At 61.7% G+C, this 16,741-nt stretch carries 16 protein-coding genes; 5 read left to right on the top strand and 11 right to left on the bottom strand.

Annotation, left to right across the window (positions count from 1 at the left end; all coding sequences use genetic code 11):
* Positions 1–32: 32 nt before the first annotated feature.
* The 4 genes from CKW14_RS03770 to CKW14_RS03755 are packed head-to-tail and all read right to left on the bottom strand — an operon-like array spanning position 33 to position 3,598.
* Positions 33–785: an N-formylglutamate amidohydrolase gene (locus tag CKW14_RS03770; RefSeq protein ID WP_095124730.1), complete on the bottom strand. Its 753-nt coding sequence runs from the start codon at positions 783–785 to the stop codon at positions 33–35.
* On the bottom strand, positions 769–2,100 hold the full coding sequence (locus CKW14_RS03765; protein WP_095124729.1) for a glutamine synthetase: 1,332 nt from the start codon (positions 2,098–2,100) through the stop codon (positions 769–771). Before CKW14_RS03765 ends, CKW14_RS03770 begins: the two co-directional genes overlap by 17 nt.
* A complete protein-coding gene (locus tag CKW14_RS03760) occupies positions 2,097–2,741 on the bottom strand; it encodes an isochorismatase family cysteine hydrolase (RefSeq protein ID WP_095047512.1) in 645 nt (214 codons plus the stop codon). The genes CKW14_RS03765 and CKW14_RS03760 overlap by 4 nt, the downstream gene beginning before the upstream one ends.
* A 2-nt stretch (positions 2,742–2,743) precedes the next feature.
* Positions 2,744–3,598: a MurR/RpiR family transcriptional regulator gene (locus CKW14_RS03755; protein ID WP_093439023.1), complete on the bottom strand. Its 855-nt coding sequence runs from the start codon at positions 3,596–3,598 to the stop codon at positions 2,744–2,746.
* A gap of 331 nt (positions 3,599–3,929) precedes the next feature.
* On the opposite strand from CKW14_RS03755, the gene CKW14_RS03750 reads away from it, so the two are divergent.
* Complete coding sequence (locus tag CKW14_RS03750; protein ID WP_095124728.1) at positions 3,930–4,484, top strand: histidine phosphatase family protein; 555 nt, start codon at positions 3,930–3,932, stop codon at positions 4,482–4,484.
* Complete coding sequence (gene cobF, locus CKW14_RS03745; protein ID WP_095124727.1) at positions 4,484–5,239, top strand: precorrin-6A synthase (deacetylating); 756 nt, start codon at positions 4,484–4,486, stop codon at positions 5,237–5,239. Before CKW14_RS03750 ends, cobF begins: the two co-directional genes overlap by 1 nt.
* A 232-nt stretch (positions 5,240–5,471) precedes the next feature.
* Here the strand turns inward: cobF and CKW14_RS03740 are convergent, their stop codons facing one another.
* Genes CKW14_RS03740 through CKW14_RS03730 form a run of 3 tightly spaced genes read right to left on the bottom strand, consistent with a single transcriptional unit; the run spans position 5,472 to position 8,053 of the window.
* Positions 5,472–6,653 (bottom strand): acetyl-CoA C-acetyltransferase, encoded by a 1,182-nt coding sequence (locus tag CKW14_RS03740; RefSeq protein ID WP_095047509.1) that lies wholly within the window; start codon positions 6,651–6,653, stop codon positions 5,472–5,474.
* A gap of 11 nt (positions 6,654–6,664) precedes the next feature.
* On the bottom strand, positions 6,665–7,330 hold the full coding sequence (locus CKW14_RS03735) for a CoA transferase subunit B (RefSeq protein WP_093439005.1): 666 nt from the start codon (positions 7,328–7,330) through the stop codon (positions 6,665–6,667).
* Positions 7,331–7,354: 24 nt separating this feature from the next.
* Positions 7,355–8,053: a CoA transferase subunit A gene (locus CKW14_RS03730; protein WP_016983257.1), complete on the bottom strand. Its 699-nt coding sequence runs from the start codon at positions 8,051–8,053 to the stop codon at positions 7,355–7,357.
* 292 nt (positions 8,054–8,345) lie between these two features.
* On the opposite strand from CKW14_RS03730, the gene CKW14_RS03725 reads away from it, so the two are divergent.
* Positions 8,346–9,233 (top strand): LysR family transcriptional regulator, encoded by an 888-nt coding sequence (locus CKW14_RS03725; RefSeq protein WP_095124726.1) that lies wholly within the window; start codon positions 8,346–8,348, stop codon positions 9,231–9,233.
* A gap of 201 nt (positions 9,234–9,434) precedes the next feature.
* Here CKW14_RS03725 and CKW14_RS03720 read toward each other — a convergent pair whose 3' ends face one another.
* Positions 9,435–10,277, bottom strand: a complete 843-nt coding sequence (locus CKW14_RS03720; protein WP_095124725.1) for an NAD-dependent protein deacetylase — start codon at positions 10,275–10,277, stop codon at positions 9,435–9,437.
* A gap of 91 nt (positions 10,278–10,368) precedes the next feature.
* Complete coding sequence (locus tag CKW14_RS03715; protein ID WP_095124983.1) at positions 10,369–11,415, bottom strand: class I SAM-dependent methyltransferase; 1,047 nt, start codon at positions 11,413–11,415, stop codon at positions 10,369–10,371.
* Between the two features lie 413 nt (positions 11,416–11,828).
* On the opposite strand from CKW14_RS03715, the gene CKW14_RS03710 reads away from it, so the two are divergent.
* Complete coding sequence (locus CKW14_RS03710) at positions 11,829–12,668, top strand: DUF692 domain-containing protein (protein ID WP_095047506.1); 840 nt, start codon at positions 11,829–11,831, stop codon at positions 12,666–12,668.
* On the top strand, positions 12,661–13,413 hold the full coding sequence (locus CKW14_RS03705) for a DUF2063 domain-containing protein (protein ID WP_095124724.1): 753 nt from the start codon (positions 12,661–12,663) through the stop codon (positions 13,411–13,413). Before CKW14_RS03710 ends, CKW14_RS03705 begins: the two co-directional genes overlap by 8 nt.
* Position 13,414: 1 nt before the next feature.
* Here the strand turns inward: CKW14_RS03705 and CKW14_RS03700 are convergent, their stop codons facing one another.
* Positions 13,415–14,443: an NAD(P)/FAD-dependent oxidoreductase gene (locus tag CKW14_RS03700; protein ID WP_095124723.1), complete on the bottom strand. Its 1,029-nt coding sequence runs from the start codon at positions 14,441–14,443 to the stop codon at positions 13,415–13,417.
* Positions 14,430–16,610, bottom strand: a complete 2,181-nt coding sequence (locus CKW14_RS03695) for a hypothetical protein (protein ID WP_095124722.1) — start codon at positions 16,608–16,610, stop codon at positions 14,430–14,432. Before CKW14_RS03695 ends, CKW14_RS03700 begins: the two co-directional genes overlap by 14 nt.
* Positions 16,611–16,741: the final 131 nt, after the last annotated feature.

Below are 16,741 nucleotides of genomic sequence, written 5' to 3'. Positions count from 1 at the left end.
CATCGTTTACAGCGTCAGCAGTCTTTCATTCATTACAGCAAAGGCGCGAGGTATCCGGCCCAGCGCGATACGGCTTCGGGGCTGCGCAGCAAATCGTTGCGCACCTCGATCAGCACCGAGTCGAGGCCACGGGCATCGCCGTGCACCGGCACGGTCATGTCGCCCAGCGGATCGATCTTGTAGGGCTGATTACCGGCCACTTTCAGCGGATGCTCGCCGAGGCCGTCGAGCAGGCGTTGCGCGTAGGCCTTGGCCTGACCGAACAGCACGCCGGCCTCCAGCGGTCGCGGCTGGCCGTAAAACACCGGGGTGAAACTGTGAATCCCCACCACACGCACCGCTTGGCCCTGTGCCACACGTTCGTCGATCAACGTTTGCAAGCGCGTGTGAAACGGTTTGAATAAGGTCTGGCGGCGGTACTCGCGGGTGGCTTCGTCCAGCTCGCGGTTACCCGGCACCTGATAGATTTCGCTCTGCGCCGGAATACTGTCCGGGGCGTGGCGGGGCCGGTTCAGATCGATCAGCAGGCGTGAGTAATTGGCGCTCAACAGGGTTGCGCCGAGCCTTTCCGATAACTGTTCGGCGAGTTGCAGCGCCCCAATGTCCCAGGCGATGTGTTCAGCGGCGGCAGCCTCGTCCAGGCCCAAATTGTTCAGGGCCTCGGGGATGTAGCGGTTGGCGTGTTCGCACACCAGAATCACAGGGTGCGTCGAGTCGGCGCGGCTCAGGTTGTAGGCCGGTCGGGTGTACAACCCCAGCTCGGCGGATTCAGTACAGGCGTGCATAGTGCTCACACAAGTCAGCGGGCGAGAGCTGTTCCGTCAGCGCCAGTTCCTCGGTTTTCAGGGCGTAGTAAGTGTCGAGCAGTGGCTTGGGCAGCCATGCAGTGAAGGTGCCACTGTTGCGCAGGCAATCCAGCGCCTGGGCCAGCGAGGCGGGCAGGGCGATGATGCCCCGGGCCTTGCGTTGCTCGTCATTGAGTGAATCGGGAATTTCGTTAGTGATGGCGTTCAGCGCCAGACGCTGTTCGATGCCCAGACGTCCGGCGATCAGCAGCGCGGCCATGGCCAGATGCGGCGAGGCGGTGGCGTCCATGGCGCGGAACTCAAGGTTGAACTGCTGGGCCACGGATTTGCCGCCGAGGCTCACGGTCGGGCAGATGCGCAGCGCCGCCTCGCGGTTCTGTTGACCCAGACAAGCGTAAGAGGCGCTCCAGTGATGCGGCTGCAAGCGCTCGTACGACACCGGCGTCGGCGCGGTGAAGGCACAGAGGGCCGGCAAGTAATGCAGGATCCCCGCCGCCCAATGCTGGCCAAGACTCGACAGACCGTTGCTGGTACCGGGGTCATAGAGCATTGGCTGGCCGGCCAGATCGAGCAGGCTGACGTGTAGATGCACGCCGTTGCACACCGCATCCGCCGCAGTTTTCGGCGCGAAGCTCAGGTCGAGGCCCATTTGCCGGGCGATCTCGCGGGTGATCTCGCGCACGTTGACGGCACGATCGGCCGCCGCTACGCCGAGCGTCGGACGGCAGGTGATTTCGTATTGATGCTTGCCGTATTCCGGCAGAAACATTTCCGGCTCGACACCGCCGGCGCGCAGGGCGCTGAGCAGCCAGCCACCGAACTCGGCACCTTGACGCTGGGCTTCGAGGGAGAACGCCAGATGCTCGGCAAAACCGGCGTGCAGGTTGAATTCATGTTCGAACGCGGCGTTGACCTGCAAGCCCAGTTCATCGCGATAACGTTCGATTTCATCACGCAACAACGTGCGCGGGCAGGCGCCCCACGGGCGGCCATCGGTTTCGCGAATATCGCCGTGGATAAAATCCAGCGCCGGCGCGTTAGCGTCCGGGCCGTTGCCAACGGTGACGCGGCTGCTCAGATCGGGAATCAACCGCAGATCGCCATAGGCGCCCCACGGATTGGTCGAAGCAATGATGTCCTGCGGCGTCAATGCGCTGTTGGCCGGCACCCAGCCGCAGCCGGCGGCTTGATAATGCTCCAGCTCATCAGTGGGAAACGAGCGGCCGCGGGTGATGCCGATCAGGTCTGTGGTGACCAGCGTGGTCATCGGCAGCGGCGTCAGGCGCGTGCTCATGGCTGCATCTCCTGCAGGCGGGCGAGCACGGTGTCGGTGTCGGTGATCCAGCAGTAACCCTTGATCGCATTCAGGCAGGCGTGATGGCGTTCGGCGCTGTAGGTGGCGCAGGCATCTTCCACCAGGGTGACCAGATAGCCACGATCGGCGGCGTCGCGCACGGCCATGTCGACGCACTGATCGGTGACGATGCCAGCGATGATCAAGTGACGGGTTTGCAGGTTGCGCAGCACGTAATCGATGTTGGTCGAGTTGAACACTCCGGACGAGGTCTTTGGCAGGACGATTTCGTTTTCCACCGGGCTCAGGTCTTCAATGATCCGCGCCTGCACGCTGCCTTTGGGCAGGTGCATGTCCGAGAGTTTGTGGTCGAGCGAGCGGTCACGGCCATCAGCCGTAAGGCTTTCGATAATGGTGTGCAGCACGTTCTGCCGCGCCTCGCGAAAGGCACTGAGCAAACGACGTTGGTTGGGCACCACCTGCATGTGTGCACGGGTCAGGAAATACTCGGCGTCAGGCCCGTTGAGGTGCGCGTCGAACTGCGGTTCGAGCCAGGCACGCTGCATGTCCACCAGCAACAGTGCGGTGTGATCGGTGACAAACGGCAAGTCTCGCGGCGAGCGGTGGGGAAGGCTGAACATCCTTATTTATCCTCCAGCAGGTGGGTGTTGAAGTCATTGCGCAGGGCATCGATGCCTTCCAGGCGATCGGCGAGGTTTTCGGTGCGCAAGGTCAGGCAGGCGATCAGTGCTTCGACCTGAGCCAGCGCTGGCACCATGGTGTCGAACGGCGAAGCCGATTCCACCGGCGCGCTGATGATCAGGTCGGCCAGTTCGCGCAGCGGCGAGGCATAGATGTCGGTGAACAACACCACGCGCGCGTTGTTGTTTTTTGCCGCGCTGGCGACTCGCAAGGCCTGGGTCTGGTAGCGGCGATAGTCGAACAGCAACACCACATCCTGGCGTTGCAGATCAAACAAGCGATCAGGCAGTTGCGCGTTGTCTTCCAGGGCAAAGCAACCGGGGCGCAGCAAGCGCAGGTGATTGAGCAGGTAGGTGGCCATCAGGCTGCTGAAGCGCCCGCCGAAGCAATACACCTGATGCCGGGCATCGAGCAGCCAGTCGGTGAGAATGCGCACGTCTTCGGGTTGGGTCAGCGATTGGGTTTCGACCAGCAGGCGATGGCTGTCGCCCAGATAGTGGCTCCAGGCGTCGTCCCTGTGTTGATGGGCGCGCGGTTGCAACAGCGTGCGCGGCGAGCGCAGGCGGTGATCCATGTCACTGAGCAGGGCATCCTGGAATTCGGCGTAACCACCGAAACCGAGTTTTTTCACCAGCCGCACAATGGTCGGATCGCTGACGCCGGCATGTTCGGCCAGACGCGCCATCGGCCCCAGACCGTTGCGTGGGTACTGATCAAGCAAGGCGCGAACGACTTTGCGCTCCGACGGCGTAAGATCCAGGCCGGGATCGGTGATCAGGTCTCTGAGAGGGGGCATCCGGGCTCCTGCTGGATGGGGGGGTGTCGAATTCGCTTCATAATCCGTTAAAACAGTATTTATGTAACTGGCGTTACATGTCTAGTGAATTTTTCCGCGTGTTGAAAAGGCCCCAAAATGGGGCGAGACGCCTGTGTAACAAGGGCCACACGGACTTCGACAGGGCTTGTAGTCCATCGCCCACGTTAGTGTCAGAGATTGCCGTATTTTTGCTTTTGTCCGCACATGCCGGGGCGATCCAACAACCCTGCAACCCTCGGTTTACGGCACAATTGCCGACACAACGGCTTTGCGCCGCTGATTTTCATGAAGGCCCACCGGAGCGATCCCTGTGCAGACCACTCGTTTGACATTGATTTGCCATGCGCGAACCGTCGCACAGAAATTGGCGTGTTTTCCTACGAATGAACCTGTTGAAAATAGCCCGCTGACACCGGGCGAATTGGCCGAGCGTTTCGACGCCGCGCGACGCTTGATTTGCGCGCCGGAGTTGCGCACGCGCCAGACAGCGGCATGGTTTGGCTCGGATGCGCAGATTGATGAGGCGCTGCGCGATTGTGACTGGGGACGCTGGCATGGCCAGTCGATCAAAGCCCTGCAAGCCTCGGAAGACGCCGCGCTGCACGCCTGGCTGGAAGATCCCCACGCCACTCCGCATGACGGTGAGTCAGTGGCGCAGTTGTGCCAGCGCGTGGCGACTTGGCTAGCTAACCTGCAAGGCACGTCGGGACATGTCGTGGCCGTGACGCATCCGTTTGTCATCCGCGCTGCACTGATCCACGTGCTGCGCGGTTCGGCGTTGCATGACATCGATGTCGAACCGTTGTCGCTGCTCGAACTGCGCTTCACCGGGCGCTGGCGCCTGTGTCTTAAAGGAGCTTTGTGATGAAACAACTGCTGGTGATCGGCATCGGTGCCGGCAATCCCGACTACATCACGATGCAGGCGGTGAAGGCGTTGAATCGGGTCGACGTGTTCTTTCTGATGGACAAAGGCCAGAGCAAGGACAAGCTGATCGACCTGCGTCGCGAGATTTGTGAGCGCTATATCGACAATCCTGACTACCGCTTCGTCGAGGCCCACAGTCCGGAGCGCGAACGCGGCGGTGTCGACTACGCCGCCAGTGTCGATGAGCTGAACCGCGCCAAGCAGCAGACCTTCGAACGCCTGATCAATGACCAATTGTCTGACGGTCAGTGTGGCGGGTTCCTGGTGTGGGGTGACCCGGCGCTGTACGACAGCACCGTGCGTATCCTCCAGACGATTCTGGCCTCGGGCGCGTGTGCCTTCGAGTTTGAGGTGATCCCCGGGATCACCAGCGTTCAGGCGTTGGCGGCGCAGCACAAGGTGCCGTTGAACACCATCGGTCGTTCCATCGAAATCACCACCGGGCGGCGTTTGGCGGCAGGGCAGGTGAGTGATGCGGACAGTCTGGTGGTGATGCTCGATGCTGAAGATTCGTATCACCGGGTGGCCGATCAGGATACCGAGATTTACTGGGGCGCCTACTTGGGCACACCGGACGAGATTTTGATCAGCGGCAGGCTGGCGGATGTTGCGGATGAGATCGAGCGGGTGCGCAAGGCGGCGCGGGCCGAGCATGGGTGGATCATGGATACGTATTTGTTGCGCAAGCCTTAGATTTTCGCTGGCCGGGCGGGCCTCTTCGCGAGCAGGTCGAATCGTCGCACCGTCGCTCCCACATTTTGAAATGCATTCCCTGTGGGAGCGAGCCTGCTCGCGAAGGCGCCGGAACACTCAACGCACATTTCCAACAGGCAAAAAAACACCCGGTGCAACGCAAGTCGCACCGGGTTTTTGTTGCCAGCAAGCGGCGGATGTCGTGGATCCGCCATTCACTGTTGAACTCTGGTTATGCGCGTTCCAGCGCCAGCGCCACACCCTGACCGCCACCGATGCACAGGGTCGCCAGACCCTTTTTCGCATCACGCTTGATCATTTCATGCAGCAGGGTCACCAGCACGCGGCAACCCGATGCACCGATCGGATGGCCCAACGCGATGGCGCCGCCGTTGACGTTGACCTTGTCCAGATCCCATTGCAGATCCTTGGCCACCGCCAGCGATTGCGCAGCGAAGGCTTCGTTGGCCTCAATGAGATCGAGCTGGCCGATGTTCCAGCCGGCCTTGTCGAGGCAGCGGCGGGTGGCCGAAACCGGGCCGATGCCCATGATTGCAGGATCAACACCTGCGTTGGCGTAGGCAGCGATTTTCGCCAGAACCGGCAGACCGAGGGCTTTGGCTTTCTCGGCGCTCATCAGGATGACCGCAGCGGCGCCGTCATTCAGCGACGAAGCGTTGCCGGCCGTGACGCTGCCGTCCTTTTTAAATGCCGGGCGCAGTTTCGCCAGGGATTCGGCAGTGGTGTCGCCACGCGGCTGTTCATCAACCTTGAAAGCAACCGGATCGCCTTTGCGCTGCGGGATCAGGATCGGCGTGATCTCATCGACAAAACGACCGGCCTCAATCGCGGCGGCGGCTTTCTGCTGCGAGGCTGCGGCGAAGGCGTCCTGCTGTTCGCGGCTGATCTCGTATTTGTCGACGAGGTTCTCGGCAGTGATGCCCATGTGGTAATCGTTGAACGCATCCCACAGGCCATCGCTGATCATGGTGTCGACGATTTGCGCATGGCCCATACGCAGACCGGTGCGTGCGCCCGGCATGACGTAGTTGGACAGGCTCATGTTTTCCTGGCCGCCGGCGATGATCACGTCAGCGTCGCCGCAACGGATCGCTTGCGCACCCAGATGCAGGGCTTTGAGGCCCGAACCGCAAACCTTGTTCAGGGTCATTGCTGGCACGGCATGGGGCAAGCCGGCCTTGATCGCGGCCTGACGCGCCGGGTTCTGGCCGGCGCCGGCGGTCAGCACCTGGCCCATGATCACTTCATCGACCTGCGCACCGTCCAGACCGGTTTGTTCGAGCAACTGGCGGATCACCGCCGCGCCCAGATCAACCGCGGACACGCTGGCCAGGGAGCCCTGGAAACTGCCGATCGCGGTGCGCGTGGCGGCAACAATTACGACGTCTTGCATTTTCGAATTCCTCACTGGGCAGCGAACTGCATTTCCGGTACGTGATCCGGGACGATCAGTTTACCAGCGGTTTTGGCGACGATTTCCTCGACGCTGACGCCAGGTGCGCGTTCCTTGAGGACAAAAGCGCCATTTTCGATTTCCAGATAGGCGAGGTCGGTCAACACGCGCTTGATGCACCCGGCGCCGGTCAGCGGCAGGCTGCACTTGGATAGCAGTTTCGACTCACCATCCTTGGAGGCGTGGGTCATGATCACGATGATATTGTCGGCGCCGGCCACCAGATCCATCGCACCGCCCATGCCCTTGACCAGTTTGCCGGGGATCATCCACGAGGCGATGTTGCCTTCGACGTCCACTTCGAACGCGCCGAGCACGGTCAGGTCGACATGACCGCCACGGATCATCGCGAACGATTCGGCGGAGTTGAAGATCGACGCGCCGATACGGGCAGTCACCGTTTGTTTGCCGGCGTTGATCATGTCGGCATCGATAGTGTCTTCGGTCGGGAACGGACCCATGCCGAGCAGGCCGTTTTCCGATTGCAGCATGACTTCCATGCCTTCGGGAATGTAGTTGGCGACCAGGGTCGGAATGCCGATGCCGAGGTTCACATAAAAGCCGTCCTGCATTTCGCGGGCGACGCGCTGAGCCATTTGTTCGCGGGTAAGTGCCATGGTTTTATTCTCCGTCAGCCTGAATTATTTGCGGATGGTGCGCTGTTCGATGCGTTTTTCGAACGTGCCGCAAATGACCCGATCGACGTAGATGCCCGGGGTGTGGATCTGCGAGGGGTCGAGTTCGCCGGGTTCGACGATTTCTTCGACTTCAACCACGGTGATCTTGCCGGCGGTAGCCGCCAGCGGGTTGAAGTTCTGCGCGGTGTGACGGTAGATGACGTTACCGAAATGGTCGGCTTTCCAGCCTTTGACAATGGCGAAGTCGCCGGTGATGGATTCTTCCATCAGGTACTTACGACCTTTGAATTCGCGTACTTCCTTGCCTTCGGCGACCGGGGTGCCGACGCCGGTGGCGGTGAAGAAGGCCGGAATGCCGGCGCCGCCTGCGCGCATCTTCTCGGCGAGGGTGCCTTGCGGGGTCAGGATGACTTCGATGTCGCCTTTGAGCAGTTGTTCTTCGAACAGCTTGTTTTCGCCGACGTAGGAGGCGATGACTTTGCTGATCTGACGATCGGTGAGCAGCACACCGAGGCCAAAACCGTCGACGCCGCAGTTGTTGGAAACGACGGTGAGGTCGCGGGTGCCTTTGCGTTTGATCTCGGCGATCAGGTTTTCCGGAATGCCGCACAGACCGAAGCCGCCGGCGATAACGGTCATGCCGTCCTCAAGCCCGGCCAGGGCTTCCTCGTAGGAACTCACGCGCTTGTCGAAACCTGCCATATGCACCTCTTTTATTATTTGCGGGCGGCTGGCTAGCCGAATGGTTGGAGTGTCTCGCTGGAGGATATATTTGTTAAGTTGATTTTTAAGGTTGATTAATAGATAAAACTCAATAATCGCGTTATGGCGTGCTGCTTTGATCGTTCCCACGCTCCGCGTGGTAATGCCTCTAGGGACGCTCCGCGTCCAGTGACGCGGAGCGTCACGGGCTGCGTTCCCACGCAGGAGCGTGGGAACGATCATCATGGCTCGCCGCTTAACGCTTGTAGCTTACAACTGGAGCGAAGCGAGTATGACCATCAAACAGATCCGCGCCTTCCTCGCTGTGGCACAGAGCCTGAGCTTCGCCGTGGCCTGCGAGCGTCTGCACCTGTCGCAATCAGCCTTGAGCCTGACCATCAAAGCGCTGGAAGAGGGCCTGGGCGGTCGCCTGTTCAGCCGTAACACACGCAATGTCGCGCTGACTGCGGAAGGTGAATCCTTGCTGCCGCTGGCGCGGCGGCTGATCGCCGACTGGGATAACGCCGAAGACGAAATGCGCCAACGCTTCAGCTTGCAGCGCGGGCGGGTGACGCTGGCGGCGATGCCGTCGTTTGCCGGCAACCTGCTGCCGCCGATCCTCAAGACGTTTCGTGCGCGCTACCCGAACGTCAACGTCACGGTCAATGACGTGATCAATGAGCAAGTGCTGGAAATGGTCCGTGACCGTCAGGTGGAACTGGGCGTGGCGTTCGAGCCGATGCAAAACACTTCGATGACGTTTACGCCGTTGTACGTGGATCGCTTCGTCGCGGTGGTGTCGAAGGATTCGCCACTGGCGCAGCGCGGCGAGATCGATTGGCAGACGTTATTGCAGGAGCCGTTCATCACCTTGCAGCGGCCTTCGACGGTGCGAGTGATGCTCGAAGAGCACCTGCAGGCGCGAGGCATGAAGTTGCCGGTGGAATTTGAAAGCCATCAACTGGCCACGGTCGGGCGGATGGTCGCCAGTGGTCTGGGCGTCAGTGCCGTGCCGGCGTTGTGCGCCGAGCAGATGCAGGAACTCGGCGCCCACTGCCTGACCCTGGATGACTCGGTGGAGCGGGCTATCGGCGTGCTGACTGAGCCGGGCAATGAACTGTCGGCGGCGGCGCAGGCGTTGTTCGATATTCTCAAGGCCGAAGATCTGGGGCGACTGTGAGATCTACCCTCTCACCCCAACCCTCTCCCCCAGAGGGGGCGAGGGGGAAGGGAGCTGATCGGGGGCATTTCAAAAGATGGGTTCGGCTCGAAATTTTCAGGTCGCAGTATTAAGTCCTGACAACTCGGTCAGTTCCCTCTCCCTTGGGAGAGGGCTAGGGTGAGGGGCTTGGGTCCGGAGTCGAGCACAAAGTGCAGCAACTCACCGATCCAGCACTTCAACCAACAACGGCAAAAGCTGTTCACACGACGCTTCAATCTTCAAATCCAGCAAGTCATCCGCGCGGGTCTTGCCCAGATTGATCGCAATCAACGGCTTGCCACGATCGGCAATCACCCGGCACAGGCGAAACGCCGAGTACGCCATCAACGAAGACCCCACCACCAACATCCCCGCTGCATTCTCTGCCGCCGCCATCGCCCTTGCCGCCGTGGGCTGCGCGACGTTCTCGCCGAAAAACACCACGTCCGGTTTCATCCGCTCGCCAGCGCAATGCGGGCAGCGCGGCACCTGAAAGCGCGCTTCGAAGGCCGGGTCGAGCAGGGTGTCGCCATCCGGCGCCTGGACTGCATCGACCCCGGCCAGATACGGGTTGTGCATTTCCATTAATTGTTGAATCGAATCGCGCTCACTGCGCTGGCCGCAGTCCAGGCAGAGGACGCGATGCAGGCTGCCGTGCAGTTCGATCACATCGTGACTGCCGGCTTGATCGTGCAGGGTATCGACGTTCTGGGTGATCAAGGCGTGGATCAGCCCATGGCGCTGCAATCCGGCCAACGCTTGGTGCGCGGCATTTGGCTGCGCCTGACGCACCCTCGGCCAACCCAGCATGGCCCGCGCCCAGTAGCGGCGGCGCGACTCGGGGGCGGCGAGGAACTCCTGGTACATCATCGGCTGCCGGCCACGGCGCACACCGTCGCTGTCGCGGTAATCCGGAATGCCCGACGGCGTGCTGATGCCGGCTCCGGTCAGCACGAGGAAATCGCCATCAGCCATCACCTCTTGCAGCGTATCGAGGTGTTCGCGGGTCGGGTTGTCGAGCATGGTCAGCGCTCCGAAGTGGGCAGTGCGCGCAGGTTAGCACCAACCTTGGTGGCGAGGGCGCAAGCTCCCACGCCACAGTTTTAAAAGCGGATTATTTACGTGCCTCCAGAATCAGGTTGAACGGCGTTTGCGTGGCCCGGCGGAACTGCTTGAAACCGGCCTCGGCGAATACTTTGCGCAGACGCACTTCCCCGGCCTGCGCCCCCAGGCCCAGGCCGACTTCCTGCGACAGCGAGTTGGGGGTGCAGATAAACGTCGAGGCTGCGTAGAACAGCCGTCCAACCGGGGTGATGTTGTCGTCCAGTGTGTCGTTGGCGAACGGCTCGACCAGCAACACCGTGCCATCGTCTTTCAGCGAGTTATAGGCGTGACGGGCGGCACCGACCGGATCGCCCATGTCGTGCAGGCAGTCGAAATAGCAGATCAGGTCGTAGTCGTCGCCGGGGTAGCTTTTCGCCGAACCCTGAAAGAACTTCGCCCGGCTGCTGACGCCACCTTCCTCGGCGCGCTGGGTGGCGACGGTGATCGAGGGCGCGTGATAGTCATAGCCGACGAAACGCGAGTTGGGAAACGCCTGGGCCATGATCACGGTCGAGGCGCCGTGACCGCAGCCGATATCGGCGACGTTCGCGCCTTGCTCAAGCTTGGCCACCACGCCGTCCAGTGCCGGCAGCCATTCGGCAATCAGGTGACCTTTGTAGCCGGGCCGGAAGAACCGCTCGGTACCGGTGAACATACACGGGTGGTGATCGCCCCAGGACAAAGCGCCGTTGCCGCGCATGGCTTTGACCAGCTTGTCCTTGTCGTGAAAAAACGACGCCACCACCCCGAGGCCGCCAGCGACGTAGACCGGCGAGTCTTCGACGGCCAGGGCCAGCGCTTGCTCTTCGGGTAAACGGAACTGGCCGTCGTGGTGTTCCATGTAGCCGGACGCCAGGTGGGCGCTGAGCCATTCACGAACCAGACGCGGGTTGCAGGTAGTTTTGGCGGCGAGGGCATCGGCACTGATCGCCTGACTGTCGGCCATTGCCCGGTACAGCCCGAGCTCTTCGCCGACGATGACATTGGCCAGCATCGCCGCGCCGCCCATGTCGTTGACCAGTTTGCCCATGAATTCGTTGAGCTTCGCCTCATCCATCATGTGTGCTCCTGAAACAGGATCACGGTCCGGCGGCGTCGAGGGTCGAGGCGTGCGCCACCGGGCGGTGGTCACGGAGTTGGGCAGGGCACGGCTGACGTCCTGCGTCCCCCTCGACTGGGTAATAAAGGAGTCTAGCCCCGGTCCGGGAGCGGCGCTGTATTTGTGAGCAACGAAAACCTGTACAAGCGAGCCTGCTCGCGAAGGCGGCATTTCAGGCAATTCTGGTATTGGCAGTGCTGACGCTTTCGCGAGCAGGCTCGCTCCCACAATATTGATCGGCAGAGAATCTGTATCACTGTGTATCGCCGTGATGGTGAGACACACAGGGCTGCAAATGCCCGGTCATCTGCACACAACCGCAATACATCCGGCGGCTCAAATGTGGCAAACCCACTGCTGAGGTACATCCCATGCATACGCCGCCCTCATCAATGCCACCCAGTGTTGGCCTCGGCCTGCGCCGTGGTCTGCTGAAAGACCTGCAGGCTGCCCGTGGCGGCGCCTTCGACTTTCTCGAAGTCGCCCCGGAAAACTGGATCGGAGTAGGCGGCGCGCACGGTGCGGCGTTACGTGAACTGGCCGAGCGCTATCCGTTGTCCTGTCACGGCTTGTCGCTGTCGCTGGGCGGGTCGGCGCCGCTGGATGTCGGATTCTTGCAGGAGGTCCGGGTGTTTCTCGACCATTACAACGTGCCGCTGTACAGCGAGCACCTGAGTTACTGCAGCGATGACGGGCATCTGTATGACTTGCTGCCGTTGCCGTTCACCGAAGAAGCGGTGCAGCACGTTGCCGCGCGGATCAGTCAGGCTCAGGACATTCTCGGCCGGCGCCTGGCCGTGGAAAACGTCTCCTACTATGCCGCCCCGCGCCAGGACATGGACGAGGTGAGCTTCACCAATGCCGTACTGCGCGAGGCCGATTGCGACCTGCTGCTGGACGTCAACAATGTCTATGTCAACGCGATCAACCACGGCTTCGATCCGCAAACCTTCCTCGCCGGTATCGAGCCGGACCGGGTGGTCGGGATGCATGTGGCGGGTCATTTCGATGAGTCCGATACGCTGAAAATCGACACCCATGGTGCCTCAGTCAAACCGGTCGTGTGGTCTCTGCTGGCGGAGGCTTACAGGCGGTTTGGCGCGCAGCCAACGCTGCTTGAGCGGGATTTCAATTTCCCGGCATTTTCCGAACTGGTCGCTGAGTTGCATACCATTCGCCAACTGCAAGCCGGAGGTCGCCCTCATGGATAACCTGATACTGCAACAACAGGCGCTGACCCGGTATTTGCGCGATCCTGAACATCAATCGCCACCGGCCGACATGAACGTGGCGCGGGTCAACGTTTATCGCGATCTGGTGTTCAACAACGTTTCGCAATTGTTGAGCGGCACGTTTCCGGTGTTGATCCGGATCATCGGGGAACAACGCTGGGGCCTGCTGGTACGAGGCTTTTTGCGCGAGTGGCGGGCGCAGACCCCAAAGTTTGGAGAGATTGCCGAAACGTTTCTCGACTATCTCGCGTCGCCACCGCAGGTGTTGCGCGATGGCGAGTGGCCGGCGTTTCTGCTGGAGCTGGCGCATTACGAATGGGTCGAGATGATCTTGCAGCAGTCCGATGCTCAGGCGCTGCCGCCAAGCGATCCGGCGCTGTTGCTGGAGCGTCCGCTGCAGATCTCGGCACTGGCCTGGCCATTGGCGTATGTGTGGCCGGTGCATGCACTTGATCCGAACCATCAGCCCGCCACACCGCCGGCGCATCCGACCCTGTTGCTGGTGCGGCGCACGGCAGACTGGAATGTGCAGTTTTCCGAGCTGAGCCCGCTGGCCTGGCGCCTGTTACAGCGCATTGAAGCGTTTCCTGACCTTGATGGCCGCCAGCAATTGCAAGATCTGGCAGTAGAAGCAGGGGTGGCCGACACCGAAACGTTCATAGACAGCGGATCGGCGTTGTTGCGGCAGTTTCACCAAGAGGGCGTGCTCGCCAGCGTCCTGTAAGTCATGCCGCAGGCAGCCACGACGGCGGGCAGGGATGCAGACGATAGAAGTCGCGCAGGTGCGCCACATCGCGTGCGAATCCAGCGTTCAGCCATTGGCGATATTGCGCCTGCGCCGCTGTTTGCAAGGCCGGTTGGCGCAGACCATCCGTTACGGCTTGCGCGGCTTGCATACCGCTCATCAACGCTTTGAGCACGCCGTGGGAGGACGCCGGGTCGAGCCGGTTGGCAGCATCGCCCACCAGAAAATAACCAGCACCGGTGACGGCCGGGGTGATGCGCCAGGTTACATCGGCGCCGCGTATCCGCCCTACGGCTGGCAATGCTTGCAGGGCCTCGGGAAGCCTCGTCGATCGCCTGTTGTTCTCGAACGTCAGGTGCGTCCAGTGCAGCAACTGCGGCTCAACCTGGGCGATCCAGGTCCATCCGTCAGGATCGGCCAGCAAGTGCGCGGTTGTTGCATAGGTTGCGCTGTGACCTTGCAAATAGCCGTAACGCGCCACCAGCGGCGGTGAACAGTGGCGAACCGGCAGACCGAGTTGGCGAGCGAGCCAGTCGCAAGCGCCACTGGCATCGATCAGGCAGGTCGCGTAAAGGCGTGCGCTGTCGGTCTCCACGCCGATCACCCGACTGGCCTGAGTCAGCACTCGCCGTGCCCGGCAGGGCTGACTGATCTCCACCCCCAACGTCGCCGCTTGCGCCAGTAACGTCGCGTCCAGTTGCGCCTGCTCCAAATGAAAGCCCTGCCAGGCGCCGCGATCATCGGCGCCAAAGGCATTGAAGCGCGGCACACCGTTCCAGTGCACCCAGTGGCCGTCAAAGCGCCGTGCCGCGCGGCCACATAGCTGCTCGGCGACCCCCAGTTGTCGTAGCAGCGGTTCGATGCCCGGATGCAGGCTTTCGCCGGGGCGAAACCGGGGGAACGCCTGCCGTTCGATCAAGGCCACGCGCAGCCCGTGACGGGCGCAACTGATTGCCGTTGCGCAGCCCGCAGGGCCGGCGCCGACGACCACAACATCAAAATGTTTCATGGGCGACCCGCCATGGCAGGGTGTCGCGTTTGATCAGGATTGCATCGGCGCTGAGCATCAAGATCACCAGCTCTTCGACTTCGACGTGGCGCAACCTGAAATCACTTGCAGGGATCTGCACGGCGCCGCGCTTGTACAGCAAAAAGCGCTGCACCCAGCCGTCGAGGAGTTGCCCGGCTTGCGCCTGCGCGCTGTCCAGTTCCGCGTTCGGCCGCTGCACGTCAACGAACGACAACAGTGGCCAGGCATTGCGCAGGGGTTTATCGCTGGCGGCGCCGAGCGCACGGTACACGCGATACATCGAGCGCACGCGCTGCTGATACACGGTTTGCGCCGTGTGGCCGGTCGTGCTCAGGGAGAACTGGCCATCGAGGGCCACCTGTGTGTAATCGGCATGGGCGTACGCGTGGTACTGGACGATCAGCCGATCGTCTTGAGTGATGAGTTGAGGGCCGCGCTGATTATCCCAGGCCAGGCCGCCCATGCCGATTTCTTCATCGGTCAGGGGAATGATGCTGTGCAGCGTCGAGCGCGGCTCAAATACCCGTGCCGAATCCGGTGCCACGCCGGGCCAGAAAGAACCTAGCGCTGCGCAGATCTTCGCATCCTCGGGAAACGGGCTGGCCATCTGATAGCCGGCGAGGACGTTGATCCACTCGTCGTCTGCCGTGCGCTGGCGAACCCAGCCGACCTCCCAGCCAGGCCCGAACACCCCGGCGGCGCCGTCGGGCAGTGAGGTCGGCCGCGATGACGGTGGTAGCGGGGCAGTGGATTGCACCGTGTCGGTTTGATCGGCGAGGGCAACGATGGCGCTCACCCCTCGGTCAGTCGGGGAGAACAGTTGATCCTGCAGATCGAGGTTGGCGCAGTAGCGTACGTTGGAGAGCGCTTCAAGTCGGGCGTGCCAGAGACCGGCACTTGGTAACGCTGGTTCGTCGCTGACCCAGTGCAACAGCTTGCGTTGACTGCATAACGGATAGAAGTCCGGGGGGCCGATCAGCGAATAGGCCGCGACGGCCGGCAAATGGTTTTCCAGCATCGGGCAGCGTGGCAACACCCAGCCATCGGCAGTGCCGTCCTGATAATGCAAGGCGCGATAACCGCCCTGACGCACCAACGCCTCGACACCTTCATACTCGTTCAGGTCTTCGATGCTGCCATCCGCTTCGACCCGGTGACGTCCATGCACCATGCCGCCGGTATTGGCCGGCAGCATAAAGGACAAGGGCTGCCCCTGATATTCGACGGGCGCCACCAGCCGGGCTCTGGCTTCAGGCACCAGCAGACCGGGGCCGAGATCTACAGTCGAGGCCCAATGCGCAAGATTTTCCGTGACGACGAAGGGTGGCTGGCTGATCTGCGGTTCCTGCCAACCGGTGCCGCTGTGGCGCAAATGGACATGCCGCAGTTTTTCGTTGATCTGGTGGTTGCCCAGCGTCACCGTCAGGTTCAGACCCTCCAGGCACTGCGAACCATTGAACAGCTTGTGCACGGGCACCCAGAAATCCAGTCCGGGGTCGAGGTCCATCTGAAAATCCATCGGCCCGAAGCGCTCGGCATCGCCCTTGAGTTGCACGGCAATGTAGGCGCTGTAGCGCACTGGCATCACCCGGATGCCGTGCGGATCATCGTCGACGAAGGGCAGGAAACTGCGCAGCGTTGCGTCATAACACGGGGGGGCGGTGCCGACGCGGGCGATTCCGGTACGCGAGAAGCACAGGTCGGCATGCCGGCCATGCACGGTGTCGGCGGCGCAGCGATATTCACTGGCAAACGCGACCACCGCCAACGGCGCGCCCCGGGCTTTGTGGCGCAGGCTGTCGAGCGTGGGCGGACTGACGCTGTAGACATAGTCGAGCACGGTCTCGATCTCGGCGGCAGTGGGGAACAGCTGTAATGTCTGGCCGTTTTCATCGCTGAGCACGTTTGGCGAGGCCAGCGCGTGATACAGCAGGCTGTGCGCCGGTGCGCCTGCCTCGATCGCCCGCCTGCCGGTCGTTGCGAAATCAGTAAATCCGGGTATTGACCGGTCGATTTTCAGGGGCTTGTGCAGTTCCGCCGCCAGCGGTTCAGCCAGCAAGTCCAGGCCGTGGGCGAGCATCAGTGAATGCCAGCCGCCAGGCGCCAGGCGCGTACACACGTGGGTAACGGATTCGAGCAGAGTCATGTTGCGCCTCGACAGGTTGGGCCAATTGTCATGGAACCGTAGCCCGGCGCTGACTTGCTACTGTCAGATCTGACAGTGGCGACCAATGGTGAACAGTGCGAAACGGGCAACACAACCATAAGCGCATCAGC

This window comes from Pseudomonas sp. Irchel s3a12 (genome assembly GCF_900187485.1).
In the GTDB taxonomy this organism is placed as follows: domain Bacteria; phylum Pseudomonadota; class Gammaproteobacteria; order Pseudomonadales; family Pseudomonadaceae; genus Aquipseudomonas; species Aquipseudomonas neuropathica.
This window is presented reverse-complemented; position numbering and strand designations above follow the sequence as displayed.